The organism is Telluria aromaticivorans (assembly GCF_013003915.1).
Taxonomy (GTDB): domain Bacteria; phylum Pseudomonadota; class Gammaproteobacteria; order Burkholderiales; family Burkholderiaceae_D; genus Telluria; species Telluria aromaticivorans.
The window spans coordinates 1-25820 of the sequence record NZ_JABAIV010000007.1 but is presented as its reverse complement, the minus strand read 5'-3'; the positions used below and the strand labels follow the sequence as shown (position 1 = coordinate 25820).

Below are 25820 nucleotides of genomic sequence, written 5' to 3'. Positions count from 1 at the left end.
GTGGGCAAGAAACTTGCCCACCCTACGGGTTTGTAGGGTGGGCGGGTCTCCCGCCCGCGCGTTCAAACCGTGCGTGTTTTGACGCGCAATCTCACTGCGCCCCCTACTACTCTACAACTGCTGGAACACGCCTTCGGCGCGGTTCTTGGTAACGTTATCCCACGGGAAAACCTGGCCATTCATCGCCACATACACCCCGGCCGGCAAGACCTGCGCGACACCGCAAGCCAGCCCCAGGTTGAACAGCGCATCCGAATTCGCGATCTCGTAAGGAATCATGGCGCCGGTCAGCACGATGGTCTGGCCGAGCCCCGCAGCGCCGAGCACGGCGGCGGTTTCGCGCATGGTGTCGGTGCCGTGGATGATGACGATGGCTTTTTCTGGCGCCGCCTGGCAGGAGGCCAGCACGCGCTGGCGGTCCGGGTCCTGCATGTCGAGCGAGTCGAGCAGCGGCAGCACGTCGAGCGCGACCGGAATCGTCATGCGTGAGCGGGCGATGACTGCCGGCAAGTGGCTCTCGGCAAAGCCGAGCACGCCATTGAGTTCGTTATAGTGTTTGTCGAAAGTGCCGCCGGTGGCGATGATGCGCAAGGTCATGTTGATTTGTCCACGTGCTGAAAAAAGGTGGGTAATGATAGCCGCAAACCGTGGTGTATCTGTATGTGACTGCGCTAGAATCAGTCGGATTGGTTGAGTACACTACTCTCTTCATTTCCTCTTTTCAGTAGATTCCATGAAAGCCGTCGCACCGGGCACCGTCATCTTCCACCGCCATCGCGGCTATGGCGTGATCACCCACGTCAACCTGCTGACCGGCTGGATTTCGGCGCGTTTCGGCAGCGAAGCGCGCGCCCTCGACCTGAACCTGTCGAGCGACGAAGTGCAGCACGCCGACGGCGAGCCGATCCTGTTCCGCCGCGCCCCGCCGGACCGCATGCCGCACGCGCGCCTGATGGACATGGTGCGCGCGCTGCACAAGGCCGGCTACCAGAAGCTCTACCTGTACTCGTGGCCCAAGCCCTCGGGGCTGCACTGGCGCTGGCATTTGTTCACCGGCCCGCGCAACTGGATGCAGCGTACCTGGCGCGAAGGCTGGTACGGCTCGGGCGCCGAGTACAACAACAATCCGGTGATGGGCTGGGGCGATTTGCCGGGCGCGACGACGGACGAGCTGATCCATGCGCTGGCAAAATTCGACCCGCAAGGCCTGGCGCAGGCGCTGGGACGCGACGAAGATCACACGGCCTGGTTCGCGCAGGTGTGCGATGTGCTGCTGCCGGGGTATATGTACAGCCTGAACATGGAGCGGCCCGCGGGCGGCGGGCTGGTCGAAGCGCCGCCGGTGCCGGTGGTGCCGGTAAGGGCCGGGCTGCAGCCGTATGCGGGGCCGGCGATCGGCTGGCCGCCGGGCTGGGCCGGTTTGTGGACGGGCAGGCATGTGATGCCGGAGCCGAAGGTGAGTTTTACGGGGGAGCCGGAGTTGCGCTGATTGGCTCGCTGCGCTCGCGTGCAGCTACTAACTTTTCGCAAAAATTAGGTTCCGGCCTTCGCCGGAAGTCGTAGGCGCCAGTGGCGCGTACGACGGTTTTGAGGATAGCGGGGCAAGGTGACTGCATCATTTTTATAGTCGCTTAAAGACCGTCGTCCCGGCGAAGGCGGGAATGATGCCACTGGCATCACTCCCCCCAAGTTCGTCGCATCATCCCTAGCGCTCCTTTCACCGCTTCCCCACCGCCTCCGGATTCAAAATATTATCCGGCTGCCCCTGTGCAAACCGCACGACGTTCTCGAACGCCGTCTGGAAATAAATCTCGTAGCTGTCCTGCTCCACATACCCCAGGTGCGGCGTTGCCAGCACGGTCGGAATGCGCAGCAGCGGCGAATCCGCCCGCAGCGGCTCGCTGGCGAATACGTCCAGCGCCGCGCTGCCCGGCCGGCCTGAGCGCAAAGCCTGTTCCAGCGCCCCTTCTTCGACCAGTTCCGCCCGGCTCGTGTTGACGAACAAGGCATCCGGCTTCATGCGCGCCAGGTCTTCCGGCTTGACGATCCCGCGGGTCGCTTCGCCCAGCCGCAAATGCAGGCTCAAGACGTCCGCCTGTGCAAACAAGGCCTCGCGCGATGCAGCTGCGTCGAAGCCATCGAGCACGGCGGCCTGCCGGCTCGCTTCGCTTCCCCACACCAGTACCCGCATCCCGAAGGCGCGCGCATAGCCGGCAACCAGCTGCCCGATCTTGCCGTAACCCCAGATCGCAAGCGTACGTCCGCGCAGCGACCGGCCCAGGCCGTTGAGCACCGGGTTGGTCGACGCGGTCTGCCACAGGCCGTCCTTCAGGTTGTTCGCATAGGGCACGATCTTGCGGCTGGCCGCCATGATCAGCGCCCAGGTCAGCTCGGACGGCGCCACCGGCGAGCCGATTCCCTCCGCGATGGCGATGCCGTGTTCGCTTGCGGCAGCGACGTCGATATGGCCGCTGACCTTACCGGTCTGCGAAATCAGCTTCAGGTTCGGCAGCCTTGCCAGCAGCGCAGCAGGGAAGGCGGTGCGTTCGCGGATCAGCACCAGCGCATCGTAGGGCGCCAGCCGGAGCGCCAGTTGCCCCAGCCCGCGGGTCGGGTGCGTGAACACTTTGACCTCGTGCCCGTCGAGAAGCCGGAAGCATGCCAAGCCGCGCACGGCGTCCTGGTAATCGTCGAGAACAGCTATTCGCATGAGTGTTTCTTCCGTTTAATGTTTGTCGCGTAGCGAAATAACAGGTTCTAAAAAGATGGGGAATAGCCTACTACATTAGTCGGTCATTATCTGCTACTTTTTTGTAGTAGGAGGCCATGAATCCCGGTTTTAGGGGTGTACAATCGGCCAATTAATTGAGGGCTGACACGCTCGTGTCGGCCCAGCAGCACAGTTCCCGGCCTTCCTTGGAGACCGTCGACACGACCGCCGTAAACGCCGCGCTCCGCTGGAGCGACATGCCACCAGGGCACGGCCAGACGGGCGCACCGAGCGTGCCGGGACAGACAGTATTCTTAATTGGCATTGGAGGTATCTATGAACCAGCCCGTGATGGGCGGCGTCGCCGCTTTGAACGTTCCAGCTTACATCAAGCACCAGCAGCTTATCAATTGGGTGGCCGATATTGCCGCCCTGACCAAGCCTGACAGCATCTACTGGTGCGACGGTTCCGAAGAAGAGTACGACCGCCTGTGCGCCCAAATGGTCGACGCCGGCACCATGAAGAAGCTGAACCCGGCAAAGCGCCCGAACTCCTACCTGGCCTGGTCCGACCCAACCGACGTCGCCCGCGTCGAAGACCGCACTTATATCTGCGCCGCCACCAAGGAGCAGGCCGGCCCGACCAATAACTGGATGGACCCGGCCGAGATGCGCCGCACCCTGAACGGCCTGTTCGACGGCTGCATGGCTGGCCGCACGCTGTACGTGGTGCCGTTCTCGATGGGCCCGCTGGGTTCGCCGATCGCCCACATCGGCGTCGAGCTGTCCGATTCGCCTTATGTCGCGGTCAACATGCGCATCATGACGCGCATGGGCAAGGCCGTATACGACGTGCTCGGTACCGATGGTGCATTCGTGCCCTGCGTGCACACCGTCGGCATGCCGCTGTCTGCCGGCCAGCAAGACGTGCCATGGCCGTGCAATGCCACCAAATACATCGTCCACTATCCGGAAAGCCGCGAGATCTGGTCCTTCGGTTCGGGCTATGGCGGCAATGCGCTGCTGGGCAAGAAGTGCTTTGCGCTGCGCATCGCTTCGAACATGGGCTACCAGGAAGCGCAAGCCGGCGGCACCGGCTGGCTGGCCGAGCACATGCTGATCCTGGGCGTCGAATCGCCAAAAGGCGACAAGAAATACATCGCGGCCGCTTTCCCTTCGGCCTGCGGCAAGACCAATTTCGCCATGCTGATCCCGCCTGCCGCGTTTGACGGCTGGAAGGTCACGACCATCGGCGACGACATCGCCTGGATCAAGCCGGGCCCGGATGGCCAGCTGGTCGCGATCAACCCGGAAGCCGGCTATTTCGGCGTGGCCCCGGGCACCAACGACAAGACCAACCCGAACTGCATGGCCTCGCTACGCGAGAACGTCATCTTCACCAACGTGGCGCTGACCGACGATGGCGATGTGTGGTGGGAAGGCATGACCAAGGAGCTGCCTGCGCACCTGGTCGACTGGCAGGGCAAGGACTGGACCCCGGCGCTTGGTACCAAGGCGGCCCACCCGAACGCGCGCTTCACCGTCGCCGCGACCCAGAACCCGGTTATCGACCAGGCCTGGGACGACCCGGCCGGCGTGCCGATCTCGGCCTTCATCTTTGGCGGCCGCCGCTCGACCACCGTGCCGCTGGTGACCGAAGCCAACAACTGGGTCGAAGGCGTCTACATGGCCGCCACCATGGGTTCGGAAACCACCGCCGCCGCCGCCGGCCAGATGGGCATCGTACGCCGCGATCCGTTCGCGATGCTGCCTTTCATCGGCTACAACATGAGCGACTACTTCCAGCACTGGCTCGACATGGGCAAGAAAGTGCAGGCCGCCCAGCCGAAGATCTTCTGCGTTAACTGGTTCCGCACCGACGACAAGGGCAGCTTCGTGTGGCCCGGCTACGGCGACAACATGCGCGTGCTGAAGTGGATCCTCGACCGCGCCGACGACAGCGTCCCGGCCGGCAACGCCCACCTGTTCGGCAGCTCGCCGTCGTACGGTGACCTGAACTGGGAAGGCATCGATTTCACCGAAGCGCAGTTCGAGCAGATCACCTCGATCGACAAGGACGCCTGGGTTGAAGAGCTGAAGCTGCACAGCGAGCTGTTCGACAAGCTGGCCTACCGCCTGCCGCAGGAACTGGTGGAGACCAAGGCCAGGCTGGAGAAGCAGCTGGGCTGATGGATGCCGCCTGATGGCGGCATAGAAAAATAGAAGAAGGGGCGGTGCCTGATGGCGCTGCCCCTTTTTTATTTGGTACCACCACCTTCAAAACCGTCATTCCCCCCACTGGGGGCAATGACTTCCGGCGTAGGCCGGAACCTGATTTTTTGGGCCTATCACTGACGGGTGAAGCAAGTGGAGCGCGACGAACTTGGGTTCCGGCCGGAATCCAATTTCTATGCAAACCGCAAACGTTTAACGCAGTAAGTACGCAACGAACTCGGATCCCGGCCTGCGCCGGGACGACGGTCTTGGGGCTACCGATTCAATTAAACGGTATCAGCCGCCTTCACCTTCAACAACGGCTTCAAATACTTCCCCGTCGCGCTGGCCTTGTTCTTTGCCACATCCTCCGGCGTGCCGCTTGCCACGATCAGGCCACCCCCGGCGCCGCCTTCCGGCCCCAGGTCGACCACCCAGTCCGCCGTCTTGATGACGTCCAGGTTGTGCTCGATGATGGCGAGCGTATTGCCCTGGTCGCGCAGGCGGTGGATGACTTTGAGCAGCAGGTCGATATCGGCGAAGTGCAGGCCGGTGGTCGGCTCGTCCAGGATGTACAGCGTACGCCCGGTATCGCGCTTGGACAGTTCCAGCGACAGTTTCACGCGCTGCGCCTCGCCGCCCGACAGCGTGGTCGCGCTCTGGCCCAGCTTGATGTAGCCGAGGCCCACGTCGAGCAGGGTCTGCAGCTTGCGTGCGATCACCGGCACCGGCTTGAAGAACTCGTGCGCGTCTTCCACCGTCATGTCCAGCACTTCGGTGATGCTCTTGCCCTTGTAGTGCACCTCGAGCGTTTCGCGGTTGTAGCGCTTGCCGTGGCAGACGTCGCAAGGCACGTAGACGTCCGGCAGGAAGTGCATCTCGACCTTGATCACGCCATCGCCCTGGCAGGCTTCGCAGCGGCCGCCCTTGACGTTGAACGAGAAGCGGCCCGCCGAATAACCACGTTCCTTGGCAGTCGGCACTGTCGCGAACAGGTCGCGGATCGGCGTGAACAGGCCGGTGTAGGTCGCCGGGTTCGAACGCGGGGTGCGGCCGATCGGCGCCTGGTCGACCGAGATCACCTTGTCGAAGTGTTCCAGGCCGTGGATCGCTTCGTGCTCGGCCGGCTCGGTCTGCGAACCATACAGGTGGCGCGACAGCGCCGGGTAGAGCGTGTCGTTGATCAGGGTCGACTTGCCCGAACCCGAGACCCCGCTGATGCAGGTCATCAGGCCGACCGGCAGCGTGAGCGTCACGTTCTTGAGGTTGTTGCCCTTGGCGCCGGTGATCACCAGCTGGCGCGCCGGATCCATCTTGGTGCGCTTCTTCGGCACGGCGATCTTGCGGCGGCCGTCCAGGTACTGGGCGGTGATCGAGTGCTCGTTCTTCATGATCTGCTCGAGCGTGCCCTCGGCGATGATCTGCCCACCGTGCACGCCCGCGCCCGGACCCATGTCGACGATGTAGTCGGCGGTACGGATCGCGTCTTCGTCGTGCTCGACCACCAGCACGCTGTTGCCGATGTCGCGCAGGTGCTTCAGGGTGCCGATCAGGCGGTCGTTGTCGCGCTGGTGCAGGCCGATCGAGGGTTCGTCGAGCACGTACATCACGCCGGTCAGGCCCGAGCCGATCTGCGAGGCCAGGCGGATGCGCTGGGCCTCGCCGCCGGACAGGGTATCGGCGCTGCGGTCGAGCGACAGGTAATCGAGGCCGACGTTGTTCAGGAACTTCAGGCGCGCGATGATTTCCTTGATCACGCGCTCGGCGATCTCTTTCTTGGCGCCGACGAGTTCCAGCGTCTCGAAGAAGGCCAGCGTATCGCGCAGCGGCTTGTCGGACACTTCATAGATCGCGCGCTGCTGCTCGCCCTGGCCAATCTTGACGAAACGCGCTTCGGTGCGCAGGCGCGCTCCTTCGCAGGACGGGCACTTCTTTTCGTTGATGAACTTGGCCAGTTCTTCCTTGACCGCCATCGAATCGGTCTCGCGGTAGCGCCGCTGCAGGTTGTTGACCACGCCTTCGAAGGTATGCTCGCGGATCACGGTGCGGCCACGCTCGTTGACGTAGCTGAACGGGATCGAGGTCTTGCCCGAACCGAACAGCACCGCGTCCTGCGCGGTCGACGGCAGCGTGTCGAAGGGCTTGTCGAGGTCGAACTCGTAGTGCGATGCCAGGTTCTGCAGCATCTGGTAATAAAACTGGTTACGGCGGTCCCAGCCCTTCACGGCGCCGGAGGCGAGCGACAGGTGCGGGAAGGCCACGATCCGCTTCGGATCGAAGAATTCGATATGGCCGAGGCCGTCGCATTCCTGGCAGGCGCCCATCGGGTTGTTGAACGAGAACAGGCGCGGTTCCAGCTCCTGCAGCGAGTAGCCGCAGACATTACAGGCGAACTTGTTCGAGAAGACCGTTTCGTTCTCGGTCTCCATTTCATAAGCCACGGCGCGGCCGTCGGCCAGGCGCAGTGCGGTCTCGAAGCTTTCGGCCAGGCGCTGCTTGATCTCCGAATTCACTTTCACGCGGTCGATGACGACGTCGATGGTGTGCTTCTCGGTTTTCTTCAGCTTCGGCAGCTCGTCGATCTCGTAGATCTTGGCCGGGTTGACGCCGCTGGCGACGCGGAAGCGCACGAAGCCCTGGGCCTGCATCGCCTGGAACAGGTCGGTGTGCTCGCCCTTGCGGTTGGCCACGGTCGGCGCCAGGATCATCAGCTTGGTCCCTTCCGGCATCGCCAGCACGGCATCGACCATCTGGGAGACGGTCTGGGCGGCGAGGGGCTGGTGCGGGTGCTGCGGGCAATAAGGCGTGCCGACGCGCGCATACAGCAGGCGCAGGTAGTCGTGGATCTCGGTGACTGTGCCGACGGTCGAACGCGGATTGTGCGAAGTCGCTTTCTGCTCGATCGAGATCGCCGGCGACAGGCCCTCGATCAGGTCGACGTCGGGCTTTTCCATCAGCTGCAGGAACTGGCGCGCATAGGCTGACAGCGATTCGACATAGCGGCGCTGGCCTTCGGCGTACAAGGTGTCGAAGGCAAGCGAAGACTTGCCGGAACCGGACAGGCCGGTAATGACGATCAGCTTGTTACGCGGAAGGTTGAGATTGATGTTCTTCAGGTTGTGCGTACGAGCACCGCGGATACGAATTTCTTCCATTAGGTTTTTGGAGGCTTTCAATAAGTTTGCGGGGCCGGCGCACAAGAAACTGTCGCGGTGAGCGGGCCAATCAGGGGGGAACCCATTAGTGTAGCGCGTTTTTAGAAAGGCTGTACATGCATCCAGCACTTTTGTGCCGCCAGGATACTTCTGGTGGGGTCGATGAGGGTATCTGATGTGTCTGGCTGCCAGTTCAATAGTTCACTCGGCAATAATCGCATCTTTTTTTCGGTACAGTGCAAGTCGACGCCCTCCCTGGGCAGGTAGGCAGGCATCTCGATAGTAAAATATTGGTTTTGGGCAAATATTTCGCCACTACAGACTGTAGTGCTCACATCGAAAGCACCTTATGCAAATCCAGACTGAAGACGACTTCAACGGGGTCCAGGAAAACCATCCCTGGGCCGGGCAATTCACGGTGATGGGCTATGCCAGCGGCGGCATGAGCATGATCCCGCACGATTTTTTCCGCGACTGGCTCGACCAGGAAGCACAGCATGGCCATTTCTACATCGGCCGCTGCTCGAGCTTCGGCGTCGGCTCGCTCGTCAAATACGATGCCGGGCAGCAGGGCCTGGCGGTGGGACGCTTCGTGGCCGGCGGCCTGCGCCTGCGCTTCCTGCTCAACGGCCAGCATGAGAGCCGGACGATCTCGACCTACATGTTTTCGATCGCCGGCATGGGGCTGCGCAACGCGCCGCCGCCGCAGTATGCGGATTCGGTGATCAAGAACGACGTGTGGATCGGCGACGAAGCCATGATGCTCGGCGGCGGCATCATCGAAAACGGCTGCATCATCGGCGCCCGCTCGCTGCTGCCTCCCAACTTCCGCTCCGAACCTTATGGCATCTATGCCGGTTCACCGGCCAAGCTGATCCGTTATCGCTTCCCTGAAGCCGTGCGCGCGGCCTTGCTGGACCTTGCCTGGTGGGATATGCCGCTGGCCTGGATTCGCGACAATAACGCCATGTTCCTCGAAGACATGACAGCCGACGAAGGCCAGGCCCTGGCCACCATCGCCAGGCTCAAGGCCAGCCGCCTCGACTACGAAGCGCAGCACGGCCCGCAGTCCTGAACTTGACATTGATCGCAGCCTGGGCGGGCACCAATCAGCCCGCATCGGGTCTGAATTCGTGTGCTGGTGCAGCACGAAAAAGCACTTTCGGTTCCTGCTCAACGGCCCCATAATAGTGAGCTGAACTACCTCGTTCCCTGACGCTTAGAAGCACGCAGAGTCAGGGCTCTACAAAATCAATTGGAGTAACAAAATGGCATCAGTTAACAAGGTCATCATCGTCGGCAACCTCGGCCGCGACCCGGAAATCCGCTACATGCCAAGTGGCGACGCGATCGCCAACATCGCGGTGGCAACCTCGTACAAGTCGAAAGACAAGAATACTGGCGAGCAGAAAGAGCTGACCGAGTGGCACCGCATTTCCTTCTTCGGCCGTCTGGCTGAAATCGTCGGCCAGTACCTGAAAAAGGGCTCGTCGGTCTATGTCGAAGGCCGCCTGCAGACCCGCAAGTACACCGACAAGGACGGCATCGAGCGCTACGCGACCGACGTCATCGCCGAGAACATGCAAATGCTGGGCGGTCGCCAGGGCATGGGCGGCAACGACATGGGTGGCGGCATGGATGACGGCGGCGGCTACGAGCCACAGCAGCAACAGCAGCGCCCTGCGCCACGCCAGGCGCCTCCGGCACCGGCAGCGCGTCCGCAGCCGAAACCGGCGCCGAACTTCTCGGATATGGATGACGACATTCCGTTCTAGGCCCTATCTCGTTGCGTTCTTGTTGATAAGGCCCGCGTTCCCTTGAGGACGCGGGCCTTTTTCATGTGCGCCCAGTTTGGGCGCACTCTTGCGGGTGCAAGTCCCGCCGCGAGCTGAGCACAGTGAGCGAAGCGAAGCACAACTGCATGAGGGCGACCGAATGTGGAGAGCCATCGCATGCGATGGCGTACGGAGCGAAACTGCGAGCCGATGAACAAGAATCGGATACAAGGCGCTGCCGAGCAGGACGAGCGGGCATCAGACCGCGAAGTTCTTGTGGTCAAGGCGAAGTGGCGTAATCCGGCGGTTGTGCAGTGAAGGAGTGCGTTCTTACCCAATGGGGAGATCTCGCCTTGTGCTTGAAAGGGCGACGGAAAAAAAATCCGGAGCGAGAAGTCAGCAGAGGCCGTAGTAGCCGTCGGCATGGTCGGAGAGACGAAGAGCCGGTGGCGAAGGACCGAACGAGTAGGAGTGTCGAACAACTTGTCGATGAATCGTGTACGGCATCAGATGCCCGCATCGGCGGGGCAGCAACTGATGAAAGACACGTACCGGCCCATGCCGGTGCGGCGCGTCGGCATTCCGAAGCCGGATGGAAGCGAACGTGAACTGGGGATACCCACCGTGACCGACCGTCTGATTCAGCAGGCACTATTGCAGGTGCTGCAACCGCTGATCGATCCCACCTTCAGTGAACACAGCCACGGGTTCCTGCCCGGCCGCCGTGCGCGCGATGCTGTGCTCGCAGCACAGCAGCACAGCAGCACAGCAGCACAGCAGCACAGCAGCACAGCAGCACAGCAGCACAGCAGTACGTGCAGGAAGGCTACCGCACCGTGGTCGATGTCGATCTGTCGAAGTTCTTTGATCGGGTCAACCACGACATCCTGATCGACCGTTTAAGGAAGCGCGTGAACGACGCTGGAATCATCCGGCTGGTACGCGCCTACCTGAACGCGGGCATCATGGATGGCGGACTGCTGGTCCATCAGGCTACTGTGTACCTGGCTGGGTACCGCAAGCGTGGCCGAGCCGCTAACACGATTCATGCGGTGTGCATGACATGAGCGTTGCTGTATAGAGAGCATCGACCGCGACCAATTGTCCGGCATGGCCAAGAAGGCGCGTGCTGCCATCGGCACCACGGCACTGACAGCAATTGCCGACCGCGGCTACTTCAAGGGCGAAGAAATCCTGGCCTGTCATGAGGCCAGCATCTGCACTTTGGTGCCACCCACGAAAACCTCCGGGGCCAAAGCCGGCGGCCGGTTCGACAAGGCCGACTTTATTTATGACCCGTCAAAGAACGAGTATCGTTGCCCGGCGGGCGAGTCCCTGATATGGCGTTTCGCGAGCGTCGAAAAAGGCATGACGAACCACCGCTACTGGAGCTCGAACTGCAAGGGCTGCCTACTCACGGACAAATGTACGCCGGGCGCGCAGCGGCGAGTGACCCGATGGGAGCACCTGGACGTGCTCGACGGCATGCTGGCACGTCTTGAACAGGCGCCAGACGCCATGCGAATCCGACGTTGGCGCGTACAAATCGGCCGCCAGTCCTTCATTTTGCGTTTTTACACAGGCTGGGCCAATAGCGGACCTGGATCGCAGTCAGAATTAGCGCAAACTGTGTACACCCGCACGCAGAAAAATCGAATTCCTTTCTCGTTCCGGCCCACGTACTTGTTCGGCAAACGCATGGGCGTGAGCATCAACGGGATAGGCACGACGCTTGACGCGGCCGAAGTAAATGGCCTGCTGTACCGGTCTCAAGACTGGGTCGCCCGGTGGAACCGGGCCCAGCGTCCCCTCAACGACCTGCAGTAAATGTTCCTGGGCTAAGCCGGTTAGGCTGTACTCCGCATTGCCAGCATAGCGCCTAGCGGCATCACGACCTCCACACGGTCCCATTATTGACCACAAAATCTTTCTTGCAGATAAGGAGCTGCCGTAATAATATTGGGAATTATTCTCATTCTCATTCCCATTAACATTCTGATGACGATCATAAGTTCTTCACCATTCTCCCGTCCGACTCCCATCGCCCTTGCCGTGGCAGGTATGCTGCTGAGCTGCGCAGCCCTTGCCAACGACGACCAGCCTGCCCCGGTTTCGGTGGTTGAAGTGCTTGGCTCAGCCGACCGTGGCTATGCCGAAAAAACTACCTTCAGCGTGATGAAGACCGATACGTTGCTGCGCGACTCGCCGCAGTCGGTGACGGTGATCACGCGCCGATTGATGGACGACCAGGCCATGCAGAGCATTGCCGACGCCATCCGCTACGTGCCGGGCATCGTCACGGCCCAGGGAGAAGGCAACCGCGACGCAGCCGTGTTCCGCGGCAATAGCTCGACCGGCGATTTCTTTATCGACGGCATGCGCGACGACGTGCAGTACTACCGCGATTTCTACAACATCGAAAGCCTCGAGGCCATCAAGGGCGCCAATGCGATGATCTTCGGCCGCGGCGGTTCGGGTGGCGTGATCAACCGCGTCAGCAAGCAGGCGCGCTGGGTACCCGTGGCCGATGTCAACCTCTCCGTCGGCTCGTATGGCCACAAGCGCGCCGCCGTCGATGTCGGCGGGACAGTGAACCCGGACATGGCAGTGCGCGTCAATGCCATGGCCGAGCGGTCGGACAGCTACCGCGGTGGCGTCACGCTCGAACGCAAGGGCATCAATCCGACCATGAGCCTGCGCGCCGGCAGGAATACCCGCATCAGCCTCGGCTACGAGCACTTCCGCGACGACCGCATCGCCGACCGCGGCGTGCCCTCGTTTAACGGACGTCCATTCGACAGCGACGTGTCGACTTTCTTTGGCAATGCCGAGCTGAGCCCGACCGGTGTGCGCGTGGATGCCTTCTCGGCCTACGTCGAACACGATGCCGGCAATGGCTTCATGCTGCGCAACCGTACCCGTGTCGCCAAGTACGACAAGTATTACCAGAACGTGTATGCCAACAGCGCCGTCAACACAACCACCGGCCGTCTTGCCGTGGGCGCCTATCTCGACACGACCGAACGCAACAACCTGTTCAACCAGACCGACCTGAGCTACGCGCTGGCGACCGGCAGCATCACCCACAAGATCGCCGCCGGCGTCGAGCTCGGCCGCCAGGAAACCGATAACGCGCGCCGTACCGGTGCTTTTGCAGCCCCCGCGAGTGTTCTCGCCAGTAACCCAATCTATACCGGCGGCGTCAGCTTCCCGACGGCGACGACCAGCAACTACAGCGAGGCCAAGGTCGCGTCCGTCTACCTGCAGGACCAGATCATCTTCTCGCCCCAGTGGCAGGCAGTGGCGGGCTTGCGCTACGACCGCTTCAGCGTCGACTTCAGCAATCGCCTTGCCACCAGCAATGGCCAGTTCGCGGTAACCGATACGCCGGTCTCCCCACGTTTCGGCCTGATCTACAAACCGGTGGAAGCGATGTCGGTATATGCCAGCTATAGCCGCGCCTACCTGCCGCGCGCCGGCGATCAGCTTACCTCGCTTACCGCAAGCAACCGTGCTTTCGATCCCGAGAAATTTGACAATGTCGAACTCGGCGTGAAGTGGGATGTGACCCCGCTGCTGGCCGCCAGCGCCGCCGTCTATCAGCTCGACCGAAGCAACGTCGTCGTGCCGGGCGCGGTGGCCGGTACCAGCATCCTGGTCGATGGCCAGCGCAGCAGGGGCGTCGAACTGGATCTGACGGGACGCGTGACCCAAGCACTCAGCGTCATGGGCGGCTACGCTTACCAGGACGCGGTGCTGACCGCCGACCAGTCGGCCACCGTGCGCTCCGGCGCCAAGCTGGCGATGGTACCGAAGCACACGTTCTCCCTGTGGAGCCGCTACGACTTCAGCGCACCGCTGGCTGCGGCCCTGGGCGTGGTGTATCGCGACAGCCTGTACACCTCGACCTCGAACACGGTGATGCTGCCGTCGTTCACCCGCGTCGATGGCGCCGTCTTCTACCGTCTAAGCAAGCAATACCGCTTGCAGCTGAACGTGGAAAACCTGTTCGACAAGAAGTATTGGGCATCGGCCCACAACGACAACAACATCATGCCGGGCGCGCCGCGCAGCGTGAAACTGTCGCTGTTCGCCAGCTTCTAAACCTGTCGTGAGGTCCTGCCGCCGGCCTCGCTTGGGGGCCGGCGTCGATCAGGCGGGGAAGGCGACCACGTGGTCGACGTCGAGGCGGATGCCGATCCGTTCGCCCGGCGCGTGGTCGTGGTGGCTCGGGACCAGCGACAGCACTTCCTGACCGCTGCCGAGCTTGAGCGTATAAAGAAATTCGGCGCCGCGAAACGCCTTTGCCACCACCTCGGCTGTCAAGGGGCTGGCGTCGTCGTGCACGACGTCGTCCGGGCGCAGCAGGACGGTGACAGCGTCTCCAGGCTGCCACGCTGGCGCGCTGCCTGCCGCAGCGTTGCGCAGCGCGCCCAGCTCGATGGCGATGGCGCCGCCCGCCAATACCTGGCCGGGAACGAAGGCGCCCTGGCCGATGAAATCCGCCACGAAGCGGTTGGCCGGCCGGTGATACAGGTTATACGGGGTGTCCCACTGCTGGATGCGGCCCCCGTGCATGACGCCCACCTGGTCGGCCATCGCAAACGCTTCGTGCTGGTCGTGTGTGACCATGACCGCGGTCGTGCCCTCGGCGCGCAGGATGGCGCCTACTTCAGCCGCCAGGCGTTCGCGCAGATCCACGTCGAGGCTGGAAAACGGTTCGTCCAGCAGCAGAAGGCGCGGCCGCGGGCCCAAGGCCCGCGCCAGGGCGACACGCTGCTGCTGGCCGCCGGAGAGCTCGTGCGGATACCTGCCGGCCTGGCTCGGCAGTCCGACCAGTTCCAGCAAGGCGTGCACACGGGCCTTGCGCTCGGCGGAGGGCAGGGCCTGCAAGCCGAAGGCGATATTCGCCGCCACGCTCAGGTGCGGAAAGAGCGAATAATTCTGGAAAACCATGCCGATGCGCCGGCGCTCGGGCGGCACGTGGGTGGACATCGCGCTGACCACTTCTTCGCCCACCCGGATGGTACCGGCATCGGGGCGCTCGAATCCGGCAATGCAGCGGAGCACGGTGGTCTTGCCGCAGCCGGACGGTCCGAGCAGGCAGCCGATCGTGCCGGGCGCCAGGTCGAGCGACAAGCCGTCGACGACAAGGTGGCCGCCGTAAGCATGAGAAAGCTGCTGCAGTTCAAGAAGCGCCATGGTGGTCCGGGGGAGTAAAGGACCCATTATAATTCCTTTATTTCCTTAGGTTATCGTGGCGAAATCGGCGTTCAACCCCCTGCAAGCGGCGGCACTGGTGGTCGCGGTCTTGATAGCGGTGCCCTTGCTGACCGTGGTGGCGTCGCTGCTGCCCGGCGCCGGCGGCGCGACCTGGACCCACCTGGCCGACACCGTGCTCGCTTCGTATATCCTCAGCACTCTCTACCTGTGCGCGGTCGTCGGCACCGGCACGATTGTCATCGGGACTGGTGCCGCCTGGCTGGTCACGATGCACGACTTTCCCGGGCGGCGCCTGTTCGAGTGGGCGCTGGTGCTGCCGCTGGCGGTGCCGACCTACGTGATGGCCTACACCTACACCGACCTGCTGCAGTTCGTCGGGCCGGTCCAGACCTGGCTACGCGCCACGTTTGCGCTCACGCCAGGCAGTTACTGGTTTCCCGACATACGCACCCTCGGCGGCGCGGCCGTGATCTTCACCTTCGTGCTGTATCCGTATGTGTACCTGCTGGCGCGCGCGACCTTCCTGGAGCGGGCGGGCGGCATGCTCGATGTCGGACGGTCGCTGGGACTGGGCCCATGGCGGCGCTTCTTCACGATCGCCGTACCGCTGGCGCGTCCGGCCATTGCCGCCGGCGCCGCGCTGGCCCTGATGGAAACCCTGGCCGACTATGGCGCGGTTTCGTATTTCGGCGTTCAAACCTTCACGACAGGCATCTACCGTGCGTGGTTTTCCCTGGGCGACCGCGAGGCGGCGGCGCAGCTGGCGGCCGCCTTATTGGGCTTCGTGGCGCTGCTGCTCCTGATCGAGCAAATCAGCCGCGCCCGCGCCCGCTTCGACGTCGCCGGCGCTCGCCAGGCCAGCCATCCGGGCGACCGCCTGACGGGCCTGCGCGCTGTAGCGGCCGTCGTGTTCTGCAGCGTTCCGCTTGGCGCCGGCTTCCTGCTGCCCGCTGCGGTCTTGCTGCACATGGCAATCACCAGCGGCGACGCCCAGTTCGGCGAACGCTTCCTTGTGCTTGCCCGGAACAGCTTCGTGCTGGCCGCGCTGGCGGCGGTCCTGGCGGTGGCGATCGCGGTGCTGCTGGCGTATGCGGCGCGCACCGCGCGCGGCAACCTGCACCGCAACGTGAACCGCTTGGCCGGGCTTGGCTACGCGCTGTCGGGCACGGTGATCTCGGTGGGCGTGCTGCTGCCGGTGACGAAGCTCGATACCTGGCTGGCCTCGGCCTGGATGCAGCTGACGGGCACCAATCCGGGCCTGCTGCTGACCGGCGGCATCGCAGCACTGGTGTACGCCTACCTGGTACGTTTCCTGGCCGTCTCGCTGCAGACGGTGGAGGCGGGCCTGGGCAAGATCACCACGTCGATGGACGACGCCGCGCGTTCGCTCGGCCACGGCGCGCCGGCCATGCTCTGGCGCATCCACATCCCCATGCTGCGGGGCAGCCTGCTGACGGGCGGCCTGCTGGTGTTCGTGGAAGTCATGAAGGAATTGCCGGCAACCCTGGTCATGCGGCCCTTTAATTTCGATACCCTGGCTACCCAGGCCTATGTGCTGGCCTCGGACGAACGCCTGACCGAAGCCTCGACGGCGGCGCTGGCGATCGTCGCCGTCGGCGTGCTGCCGCTGATGGTGCTGACCCGCGGGATCGCGCGCAGCCGCCCCGGCCGCTAAGCGGCGCAGCGCTTGAAACGAACAATGCCGTCCGGTGCGAACCGGACGGCATTGTCGACGTGCTGCCAGTCTGTGAAAAAGCAGATCAGCGCCAGCCGGCGCGGTCGTAGATCTTCTGGACTTCGGCTTGTTTCGCGGCCAGGGCGCCAACTTTCACGGTATCGGCCTTGAAGTTGCCCATTGCGGCCAGACCGGGATTGCTGGTCTTGACGCTGGCGACGACCGGCCACTCGTTATTTCCGTCAGCAAAATAAACCTGTGCCTGGTTCGATGCCAAGTATTCCAGGAACTTGACCGCGGACTCTTTGTTCGGCGCGGTCTTGAGCATGCCACCGCCGGAAATGTTCATGTGGGCGCCCGTGGTCTTCTGGTTCGGCCAGATGACCGTCACATTTTCCATGACCCTTTTGTCTTCCGGCTTGTCCGAGCGCAGCATGCGCGCGACATAGTAGGAGTTTGCCAGCGCAACTCCGCACTCGCCGGCAGCAACGGCCTTGATCTGGTCGGTGTCGCCGCCCTTCGGCGCGCGCGCAAAGTTCTCCACCAGGCCCTTGGCCCAGGCCTGCGTCTTTTGTTCGCCGTGGTGATTGAGGATGGCGGCGCCGAGCGACAGGTTATACGGATGGGCGCCGGAACGTACACACACCTGGCTCTTGAGCTTCGGATTGGCGAGGCTCTCGTAGGTCTGGACATCGGCCGCGTTCACGCGCGTCTTGTTGGCGACAATCACGCGCGCGCGCTGCGAGAACGAGAACCAGGTGTCGGTGCGCAGATGCGCTGGGATACGCTGCGTCAGCACTGCCGATTTAACCGGTGCGAACAGGCCCATTTCCTCGGCCTTGCCCAGCCTGGCCGCATCGACCGTCAGGAAGACGTCGGCCGGGCTATAGGCGCCCTCGTTGCGCAGGCGCTCGAGCAGCTCGTTTTCACCCGCTTCGATGCGATTGATCTTGATTCCGGTCTGCTTCGTGAAATCCGTGTACAGCGCTTCATCGGTCTGGTAATGGCGCGCGGAATACAGGTTCAGTACTTTGTCCTGGCTAGTGGCAGGCAAGGCCACCAGCGAGAGCAAGGCAAGGGCTGCGATTTTGTTCGGGCTCACGGTCTTCCTGTAGTTACTTAAAACTGCAGGGTAACAAAACGAACCGGGAGATGCAAATGACACTCATTTACCTCTTCGTTGAAAAAACCAGATTCCGATAAACTGAACACCGCAAGCAGGGCTTGCAGCGTCAGAAAACGGGCATACGCCGGGATTGCTGCCAGCATCTTCTCAATGCCCAGAATCGCCATCAAGCGCCTGAAGTTATAGGCTCAGGAAGTGCGTCGCTCCCATCCACGCCTTGATTGTCGCGTACGGATGCTCGACAGTCGAACGTCGGATTCGCATGGCGTCTCGCGCCTGTTCAAGACGTGCCTGCATGTCGTCGAGCACGTCCTGATGTTCCCAGCGGGTCACGCGCCGCCGCGCGCCCGGCGTGCACTTATCCTTGAGTGTGCAGGCTTTGCAGTTCGAGCTTCAGTAGCGGTGTTCGTCATGCCTTTTTCGACGCTTGCGGAACGCTGTATCCGGGACTCGCCTGCCGGGCAGCGATACTCGTTCTTTGACGGGTGATAAATGAAATCGGCCTTATCGAATCGACCGTCGGTCAGTTGAGCTCCGCTTTTTCATGGGTCGGCGCCCGCCAGGCATGGTCAGTCAGGGCGGCCGCCCTGCGGGCTGTCCGCCGTCCCATCGATAATGCTATACACATCCCCCGCCGTCGCCCCCGCCTCATGCCTGCGTGCCCTTAGATCGCGGTACACCGCCGCGCGCATGATCGTCATCGCCACCACCGGCGCCGTCATCAAGAGGAACACCGAGATGATGATCTCGTGGATCACCAGCCGCGACTGCGCCACCGTGAAATACACCATCGATGCCAGCAGCAGGCAGCCGGCGCCCAGCGTCACGGTGATGGCCGGCCCGTGGATGCGTTGATAAAAGGTGCGCAGGCGCAGCAGGCCGAGGGCGCCGATCAGGATGATGGTCGCGCCCAGCACCAGCAGCAGCGCCACCGGCAGGGCCGCCCAGCCGGGAATATGCTCGATGCCCGTCATTCGATGATCTCCCCGCGCATTAAAAACTTCGCCATCGCGACCGTCGACACGAAGCCCACCAGCGCGATCAGGATCGCCACCTCGAAATAGACCTGGGTGCCGAAGCGGATACCCAACACGATGGCCAGCAGCATGCCGCACATCCAGAGCGTGTCCAGCGCCAGTACCCGGTCGTGGGCCGAGGGGCCAATCAACAGGCGCACCGCGCAGAGGGCCATCGCCGCCAGCACGCACACCATCGCGTAGCCGATTGAAAACTCAAGCAGGGTTTCCATTGCCGTTCTCCGATTCAAAGATATCGATCAGGGGCCGCTCGTAGCGCGTCTTGATCGTGTCGACCCACCACCCTTCGTCGTGCAGGTCGAACACGTGCAAGGCCAGCTCGTGCCGCTCCGGGAAGATCTCCACCCAGACGGTACCGGGCGTCATGTTGATCAGGCAGGACAGCATCGCCAGGCCGTAGGGATCGCGCATGGTGAGCGGCACGCGGATGAACTGCGAGTTGACGGTGCGATGGTCCCTGAACAGGATGATGTGGCAGACGTTGAAGCAGGAGCGGACGATCTCCACCAGCGCGAACCCCATCAGGCGCATAAAGGTCAGCGGGGCGCGCAGGCGCGGGTAGCCGAGCGGCTGCAGCCTGCGCGCTAGCTGCGGCACGGCGATCCCCAGCAGCACGCCGAACAACAGGTTGGCCGGATCGAGCGCCTGGTTCAGCAGCAGCCACAGGGCGCACAGTGCCAGCGACACGATGGGGAAAGGAATCCACGGGCTCATGGCGCCTCCCCGGGGTGCGCCGGGCCGGGCACCGGCGGCGTGCCCAATACCCGGTCGATATACAGGGCGGGCCGGTGCATGCCGGCGCTGGCGCGTCCGAGATAGTCGTACAAAGGCTGGGCCTGCACCGTGAGCAGCACCGAGACGACCAGCAGCGCTGCCACCGGCATCACCTCCGCCGTATGCAGGCGCGGCGGGCCGACCGTGTCGGTGGTCCAGAAGGTGCGCACGCCGAAGCGCATCAGCGACACGATGGCGACCAGGCCGGAGGCGAACACCAGCGCCATCAGGGTCCAGCCGCTGCCGGCGATCGCCGGTGCGCCCGGTTCCGGGTTGAGCAGGGCGTGGAACATGCCGAACTTGGCGACGAAGCCCGACAACGGCGGCAGGCCGGCAATGGTCAGTGCGCAGGCTGCGAAGGCCAGCGACAGGAAGGCCATGGTGGCGGGCACGCCCTTGCCCTTCGGTTCGGCCGGGGTGTCTTCGACCGCATAGGCTTCGGCGGTCAGCGCCAGCAGCGCCGCGGCCGGCGTGCGGATGCGGTCGACGAGTTCGATCAGCAGCACGAAGGCGGCCAGGGCGACGGTCGAGGCGAAGAAATAATAGAGGCCGGCGGTGACGAGCGAGGCCTGGCCATAGCCGATCACGGCCAGCAGCGTGCCGGACGAGACGATCGCCGCATAGCCGGCCAGGCGGCCGGCGGTATCGGTGGCCAGCATGCCGGCCGCGCCGAACACGATGGTCGCCATGCCGCCCCACAGCAGCGCCTCATAACCATAGCGCGCCATCTCGCCGGCGCCTTCCGGGAAGACCAGCAGCCAGATGCGCAGCACGACATATGCGCCGACCTTGGTCATGAGGACCAGCATGGCTGCCACGGGCGGCGAGGCGGCCGCATAGGTAGTGGGCAGCCAGAAGCCCAGCGGCCACATGGCGCCCTTGGCCAGGAAGGCCAGCGCCAGCACCGCTACCCCGGTTTTCAGCAAGCCGATATCGCCGGTGGCCAGCGCGCCGATCCGTCCCGCCATGTCGGCCATGTTCAGGGTGCCGGTGGTGGCGTAGATGAGCGCGACGCCGACCAGGAAGAACAGGGCGGCCACCAGGTTCACGGCGATGTACTGCAGGCTGGCGCGCAGGCGCTCCACGTTATACCCGTGCAGCACCAGGCCATAGGACGCGGCCAGCATCACCTCGAAGAACACGAACAGGTTGAACAGGTCGTGGGTCAGGAAGGCGCCATTAATCCCCATCAGCAGGAACTGGAACAGCGAATGGAAATGCACGCCGATGCGGCTCCAGCGCGGCTGCGCGTAGTGCAGGGCGCCCAGGGCCAGCATCGCGGTCAGCACCAGCATGGCGGCGGACAGGCGGTCGGCCACCAGCGCGATGCCGAAGGGCGCGGCCCAGTTGGCGGCGAAATACACGCCGATGCCGTCCGGCCAGCTGCCGTCGGCGAGCGCCGCCAGTCCCAGGGCGTTGGCCAGCAGCGCCACCGCGGAGCCATAGGACAGCGCGAACTTCAGGCGGTGGCGGCCCTGCTTGATCGTCGCCAGCAGCCCGCCGCACAGCAGCGGCAGCAGGACCGGGACGATCACCAGGTGCAGGGTCGAGTCAAGAGTCATTCTTCCGGCTCCTCGCCGTCGACGTGGTCGGTGCCGGTCAGGCCGCGCGCGCCGATCATCACGACCAGGTAGAGCGCGGTGGTGGCGAAGCCGATGACGATTGCCGTCAGCACCAGCGCCTGCGGCACCGGGTCGGCCAGCGCCGAAGGGTCAGGCACGGTGCCTGCCGGCGTGAGCGGGGGCCGGTCCACCGTTAGCCGCCCCATGGCGAAGATGAACAGGTTGACCGCATACGACATCAGCATCAGCCCGATCAGCACCTGGAAGCTGCGCGGGCGCAGCACCAGCCAGATGCCCGAGCCGAACACGATGCCGATGGCGAGCGCGATGACGGTTTCCATTTACCGGATTTCCTTGGTGGGAGGGATGGCCGCGAGCGCGGCGCTGCGGCTGCTGCCGTGCGGCGTGCGGCGGCTGCGCAGCGACTGGTGGGCCAGCGCCACCAAAATGAGCATGGTGGTGCCGACTACCACGAAGAACACGCCGAGGTCGAACACGAAGGCCGAGGGCAGGTGCATGCTGCCCAACAGCGGCAGCGTGACGTGGGCAGTGTGGCTGGTCAGGAAGGGGTAGCCGAACAGCCAGGCGCCCAGGCCGGTGGCGCAGGCGCACACCAGGCCCCAGCCGATCCACTGGTGCGGGCGCAGGCGCAGGTGCGATTCGACCCAGTCGGTGCCGGCCACCATGTACTGCACGATGAGGGCGGTGGCGAAGATCAGGCCGGCGACGAAGCCGCCGCCCGGCAGGTTATGGCCACGCATGAAGAAGTACACGGCGATCACGCCCATCACGGGCAGCAAGAAGCGCAGGTAGACCGCCTGGATCATCAGGTAGCCGTCGCGCGCCTGCTGGGCGGGCTTCTGGGTGATGGCCGGGTCGACGTCGCTGGCCTGCTGCAGCGGGATGGAGATGCTCTCGGGCGCCGGGCGGAAGCGCCGCAGCAGCGCATACACCGTGAGCGCCACCGCCGACAGCACCGTGATTTCGCCCATGGTGTCGAAGCCGCGGAAGTCGATCAGCAGCACGTTGACGACGTTCGCGCCACCGCCCTCGGACAGCGCGCGCAGCACGAAGAAGTCGCGGATGCTCGGCACCGCCGGCTGCTTGATCACCGCATAGCTCACGGCCGCCAACGCCAGCCCGCCCGCTACCGCCACCAGCGCATCGCGCCCCCGGCGCAGGCGGGTGCCGCGCGGCGCATGCCCGCCCAGGTGGGCAGGCATGAAGCGCGGCGGCAGCCAGCGCAGGCCGAGCAGGATCAGCACCGTGGTCACGGTTTCCACCATCAGCTGGGTCAGGGCCAGGTCGGGCGCCGACAGCCACAGGAAGGTGATGCTGGTGGCCAGCCCGGTGGCGCCGACCAGCGCCAGCGCCGCCAGCCGGTGGTATTTGGCTTTCCAGGCCGCGGCCACCGCGCAGCCGGCGCCGATCAGCCACAGCAGCGCGAACAGCGGGTCAACGTTCTCGAAGGCCGGCAGCGGCCAGGGCCCCAGGGGCTGGGCCAGCAGCAGCGGCACCGCCACGAAGGCGCTCAATAGCACCAGCAACTGCGGCTGCAGCTGGCGAGTGCCCGCCACGCGGATCAGCCAGGCGGCGCCCTGCGACAGCCCGAGCAGGGTGCTTTCGTACAGCTGCGCGCCTTTCAGGCGGTGCAGCAAGGGCACACGGTCGCGCTGGGCCAGTTCGAAGCGGTAGCGCAGCAGCAGGTAGCAGGCCACGCCGCCTCCCAGCGCCACCAGGCTCATGACGAGGGGCAGGTTGAAACCATGCCAGATCGCCAGGTCGTAGGCGGGCATGGTGGGGCCCAGCACCGAACTTGCGGCCACTGCAAGCACGTCGCCCACCACGCGCTCTGGCATCACGCCGACAGCGATGCACAGCAGCACCAGGCATTCGATCGGCACCCGCATCCAGCGCGCCGGCTCGTGCGGCTCTTCCGGCAGGTCATGCGCCAGCGGCCCGAAGAACACGCTGATGAAGCGCAGCGAATACACGACGCTGAACAGGCCCATCAGCACTGCGACCACCGACATCCACCAGTTCTCGGTGCCGCCCACGATCATGGTCTCGGCAAAGAACATCTCCTTCGACAGGAAGCCGTTCATCAGCGGCACCCCGGCCATGGCGGCGCTGGCGACAATCGCCAGTGCCGCGGTGTGCGGCATGGCGCGCTTGAGGCCGCGCAGCATGCGCATGTCGCGCGTGCCGGATTCGTGGTCGACGATGCCCACCGCCATGAACAGCGACGCCTTGAACACGGCGTGGTTCATGGTGTGGAAGATGGCGGCCACTACCGAGAGCGGCGTGCCGATGCTCAGCAAGACCGTGATCAGGCCCAGGTGGCTGATGGTCGAATACGCCAGCAGGCCCTTCATGTCGTACTGGAAGATAGCGAAGAAGGAGCCCAGCAGCAGGGTGCAGACCCCGGCCGAGCCCAGGATCCAGAACCATTCTTCGGTTCCGGCCAGGGCCGGCCACAGGCGGATCAGGAGGAAGATGCCGGCCTTGACCATCGTGGCCGAGTGCAGGTAGGCCGACACGGGCGTGGGCGCGGCCATCGCGTGCGGCAGCCAGAAGTGGAAAGGGAATTGCGCGCTCTTGGTCAGGGCGCCCAGCAACACCAGCACCAGCGCAGGGACGTACCAGTCGTGGGCCCGGATCAGGTTGCCGGATCCCAGCACGGCTTCCAGCTCGTAGCTGCCGGCGATATGCCCGAGCAGCAGCACGCCGGCCAGCAGGCACAGGCCGCCGATGGTGGTCACCGTAAATGCCATGCGGGCGCCGCGCCGCGCATCGTTGCGCTCCTGCCAGTAGCCGATCAGCAGGAAAGAGGTAACGCTGGTCAGCTCCCAGAACACCACCAGCTGGATCAGGTTCCCCGACAACACCACCCCGAGCATCGAGCCCATGAAGGCCATGATGTAGGCATAGAAGCGCGGCACCGGGTCGCGCCGCGACATGTAGTAGCGCGCATACAGCAGCACCAGCAGGCCGATGCCGAGCACCATGACGCTGAACACCCAGGCCAGGCCGTCCATGCGCAGGACGATGTCGAGCCCGAACGACGGCAGCCAGGCGTAGTGCTCCAGCGGCACGCCGCCTTCAGCGATGCCCCCGAAGCGGGAGATGGCAAGCACCAGGGCCACCAGGGTGGCGATGCCGGCGACGGCTGCGGGGCGGTCGCGCGAATTGCCCGGCATGCAGGCCGCAACCAGGGCCGCGGCAAAGGGGAGCAGGAGCAGCAACAGGAGCATCGCGTTCAGCTCCGGTGCGGAGAGTAGCGGGGAGGCGCGGGGCCGTCAGCCATCGTCGCCGCTTTCCGCTGCGCGCACCAGCAGGGTATCGCAGGGCAGGTGCTCGAGCAGGTCGTCGTTGCGGCTGCCCATGAACACGCGCGCCACCGCCGACAGCCGGTGCACGCCGAGCACCACCAGCTGGATCGCGCCTTCGACCACGTGACGGGTGATGGCCTCGGTCACCAGGCCGCGGCCGACGACGATGTCGATGCGCCCGCGCACATCGGCGGGCAGGGCGCAGCCGTCGAGGAAGCGTTCGTTCCCGGCCTGGGCTTCCTGCAGGGCGGCGGCCGAGGCCTCGAGCGGCGCATAGGCGCTGCCCTCGAGGGCGTGGAACAGGGTGATGCGGCGGCCGGGGAGCAGGCGCAGGGCCGTGCCGAGCGCCTCGCGCGCCGTTTCGGAAAAGTCGTTCGCCACCAGGATGCGGGCATAGCTGCCGCGGGTGCGCTGGCGCACCACCAGCAGCGGGTGATCCAGGCCCTGGGCCAGGCGCCCGGCGGTGGAACCGAGGATGAGTTCCTGGAAGGTTTCGTTGCGCGAGGCGCCGATGACGACCAGCGCTTCGCTCAATGCCGCCGCAGCGCCGAGGATGCCGTCGGTGACATCGCCCGGCACGACCTGCAGCATCGGGACCATGCCGGTGCCCGCGAATTCCTCGGCCAGCTCGGCGCGCGCGGCCAGCTCGAAGGCGTGCACGGCGTCGGTGCCTTCGAGCCAGGACGAGACTTCTTCGGGCGTGGCGGGACCTTCGCGCACCGTCAGGACGGTGAGATCGGCCTGCCATTCGAGGGCAAGCTGCCTGGCGCGGTCGAGTGGACGGTCGCAACAGGCGCACAGGTCGGTCGCCAGCAGCAGGCGGCGGGGCAGGAGAGCAGGGGTACTGTCGTTCACGCAAACCTCCATGCTGGAACGAGTGGCAAATACGTCCACTTTACTGTTTTTGCATGGATTGCAGCAACGCGTTACGCCAGGCATGTCTTAATGCCAGTCAATTAGTGAGAACCGTAGGGTGGGTGGCTTGTAACCCGGGCCACTGGCCCCGGTTACCCCACGCGGTGATAGTTGCAATACGAGCCGGCGCACGGGCTGCAGTACCGTAGTTTGAACGCGTGGGCAAGGTAATTCAGGGCAATGCCCTGAATTACGAATTGCCCACCCTGTAAGGGCAAAGTAGAAATGTCCGGTTTGGGCAAAGTAGAAATGTCTGCTTTTGCGATGTAGTTCATGCTGTCGACTCCGAAAAGTTTGGGGTCCAGCGTGAGCGAAACCGGGA

19 protein-coding genes and 3 pseudogenes are annotated in these 25820 nt (G+C 64.1%); 8 read left to right on the top strand and 14 right to left on the bottom strand.

All coding sequences use genetic code 11. From position 1 onward, the window contains the following. Positions 1-111 precede the first annotated feature (111 nt). Complete coding sequence (locus HGB41_RS17730; protein WP_171086884.1) at positions 112-597, bottom strand: asparaginase domain-containing protein; 486 nt, start codon at positions 595-597, stop codon at positions 112-114. 136 nt (positions 598-733) lie between these two features. On the opposite strand from HGB41_RS17730, the gene HGB41_RS17725 reads away from it, so the two are divergent. Continuing rightward, positions 734-1489, top strand: a complete 756-nt coding sequence (locus HGB41_RS17725) for an L-asparaginase (RefSeq protein ID WP_171086882.1) — start codon at positions 734-736, stop codon at positions 1487-1489. Between the two features lie 228 nt (positions 1490-1717). Here the strand turns inward: HGB41_RS17725 and HGB41_RS17720 are convergent, their stop codons facing one another. Continuing rightward, the gene (locus HGB41_RS17720; protein ID WP_171086880.1) at positions 1718-2710 is read right to left on the bottom strand and encodes a D-2-hydroxyacid dehydrogenase family protein; all 993 of its coding nucleotides are present in this window, start codon (positions 2708-2710) and stop codon (positions 1718-1720) included. A 336-nt stretch (positions 2711-3046) separates the two neighbouring features. Between HGB41_RS17720 and HGB41_RS17715 the strand changes: the two genes are divergently transcribed. After that, complete coding sequence (locus HGB41_RS17715; RefSeq protein WP_171086879.1) at positions 3047-4900, top strand: phosphoenolpyruvate carboxykinase (GTP); 1854 nt, start codon at positions 3047-3049, stop codon at positions 4898-4900. Positions 4901-5211: 311 nt separating this feature from the next. Here the strand turns inward: HGB41_RS17715 and uvrA are convergent, their stop codons facing one another. Next, positions 5212-8079, bottom strand: coding sequence for an excinuclease ABC subunit UvrA (gene uvrA / locus HGB41_RS17710; protein WP_171086877.1), 2868 nt, complete (start codon positions 8077-8079; stop codon positions 5212-5214). A 349-nt stretch (positions 8080-8428) separates the two neighbouring features. Between uvrA and HGB41_RS17705 the strand changes: the two genes are divergently transcribed. The 5 genes and pseudogenes from HGB41_RS17705 (at position 8429) to HGB41_RS17685 (ending at position 13958) form a co-directional block, all read left to right on the top strand. Continuing rightward, positions 8429-9154 carry an LbetaH domain-containing protein gene (locus HGB41_RS17705; RefSeq protein WP_171086875.1) on the top strand — a complete coding sequence of 242 codons (726 nt, stop codon included), beginning with the start codon at positions 8429-8431 and terminating at the stop codon, positions 9152-9154. A 193-nt stretch (positions 9155-9347) separates the two neighbouring features. Further along, positions 9348-9854 (top strand): single-stranded DNA-binding protein, encoded by a 507-nt coding sequence (gene ssb / locus HGB41_RS17700; RefSeq protein WP_171086873.1) that lies wholly within the window; start codon positions 9348-9350, stop codon positions 9852-9854. A gap of 528 nt (positions 9855-10382) precedes the next feature. After that, positions 10383-10837, top strand: a pseudogene (locus HGB41_RS17695) (reverse transcriptase domain-containing protein); the annotation flags it as partial. 103 nt (positions 10838-10940) lie between these two features. Continuing rightward, a pseudogene (locus tag HGB41_RS23605) lies at positions 10941-11399 on the top strand (IS5/IS1182 family transposase); the annotation flags it as partial. A 516-nt stretch (positions 11400-11915) separates the two neighbouring features. Next, entirely contained in the window at positions 11916-13958 is a 2043-nt protein-coding gene (locus HGB41_RS17685) for a TonB-dependent receptor (protein ID WP_229423102.1), read from the top strand. Positions 13959-14006: 48 nt separating this feature from the next. Here HGB41_RS17685 and HGB41_RS17680 read toward each other — a convergent pair whose 3' ends face one another. Continuing rightward, positions 14007-15083, bottom strand: a complete 1077-nt coding sequence (locus tag HGB41_RS17680; protein ID WP_371868545.1) for an ABC transporter ATP-binding protein — start codon at positions 15081-15083, stop codon at positions 14007-14009. A 28-nt stretch (positions 15084-15111) separates the two neighbouring features. Here HGB41_RS17680 and HGB41_RS17675 point away from each other — a divergent pair, with 28 nt between their 5' ends. Then, positions 15112-16752 (top strand): ABC transporter permease, encoded by a 1641-nt coding sequence (locus tag HGB41_RS17675; protein WP_171086867.1) that lies wholly within the window; start codon positions 15112-15114, stop codon positions 16750-16752. Positions 16753-16837: 85 nt separating this feature from the next. Here the strand turns inward: HGB41_RS17675 and HGB41_RS17670 are convergent, their stop codons facing one another. From HGB41_RS17670 to HGB41_RS23255, 10 genes and pseudogenes are all read right to left on the bottom strand, one after another. Further along, the gene (locus HGB41_RS17670; RefSeq protein WP_171086865.1) at positions 16838-17854 is read right to left on the bottom strand and encodes an extracellular solute-binding protein; all 1017 of its coding nucleotides are present in this window, start codon (positions 17852-17854) and stop codon (positions 16838-16840) included. Positions 17855-18000: 146 nt separating this feature from the next. Next, positions 18001-18396: pseudogene (locus HGB41_RS23600) on the bottom strand (transposase); the annotation flags it as partial. Between the two features lie 51 nt (positions 18397-18447). After that, positions 18448-18852 (bottom strand): monovalent cation/H(+) antiporter subunit G, encoded by a 405-nt coding sequence (gene mnhG / locus HGB41_RS17655; protein ID WP_171086861.1) that lies wholly within the window; start codon positions 18850-18852, stop codon positions 18448-18450. After that, a complete protein-coding gene (locus HGB41_RS17650) occupies positions 18849-19127 on the bottom strand; it encodes a K+/H+ antiporter subunit F (RefSeq protein ID WP_171086859.1) in 279 nt (92 codons plus the stop codon). The genes mnhG and HGB41_RS17650 overlap by 4 nt, the downstream gene beginning before the upstream one ends. Next, the gene (locus tag HGB41_RS17645; RefSeq protein ID WP_171086856.1) at positions 19111-19629 is read right to left on the bottom strand and encodes a Na+/H+ antiporter subunit E; all 519 of its coding nucleotides are present in this window, start codon (positions 19627-19629) and stop codon (positions 19111-19113) included. Before HGB41_RS17645 ends, HGB41_RS17650 begins: the two co-directional genes overlap by 17 nt. Then, a complete protein-coding gene (locus HGB41_RS17640; protein ID WP_171086854.1) occupies positions 19626-21251 on the bottom strand; it encodes a monovalent cation/H+ antiporter subunit D in 1626 nt (541 codons plus the stop codon). Before HGB41_RS17640 ends, HGB41_RS17645 begins: the two co-directional genes overlap by 4 nt. Continuing rightward, positions 21248-21592: a Na+/H+ antiporter subunit C gene (locus HGB41_RS17635; RefSeq protein ID WP_171086852.1), complete on the bottom strand. Its 345-nt coding sequence runs from the start codon at positions 21590-21592 to the stop codon at positions 21248-21250. The genes HGB41_RS17640 and HGB41_RS17635 overlap by 4 nt, the downstream gene beginning before the upstream one ends. Further along, entirely contained in the window at positions 21593-24505 is a 2913-nt protein-coding gene (locus tag HGB41_RS17630) for a monovalent cation/H+ antiporter subunit A (protein ID WP_171086849.1), read from the bottom strand. Between the two features lie 45 nt (positions 24506-24550). Continuing rightward, on the bottom strand, positions 24551-25438 hold the full coding sequence (locus HGB41_RS17625; protein WP_171086847.1) for a universal stress protein: 888 nt from the start codon (positions 25436-25438) through the stop codon (positions 24551-24553). A 152-nt stretch (positions 25439-25590) separates the two neighbouring features. Beyond that, a partial coding sequence (locus HGB41_RS23255; RefSeq protein WP_212761014.1) for a hypothetical protein occupies positions 25591-25820 on the bottom strand: 230 nt, incomplete at its 5' end.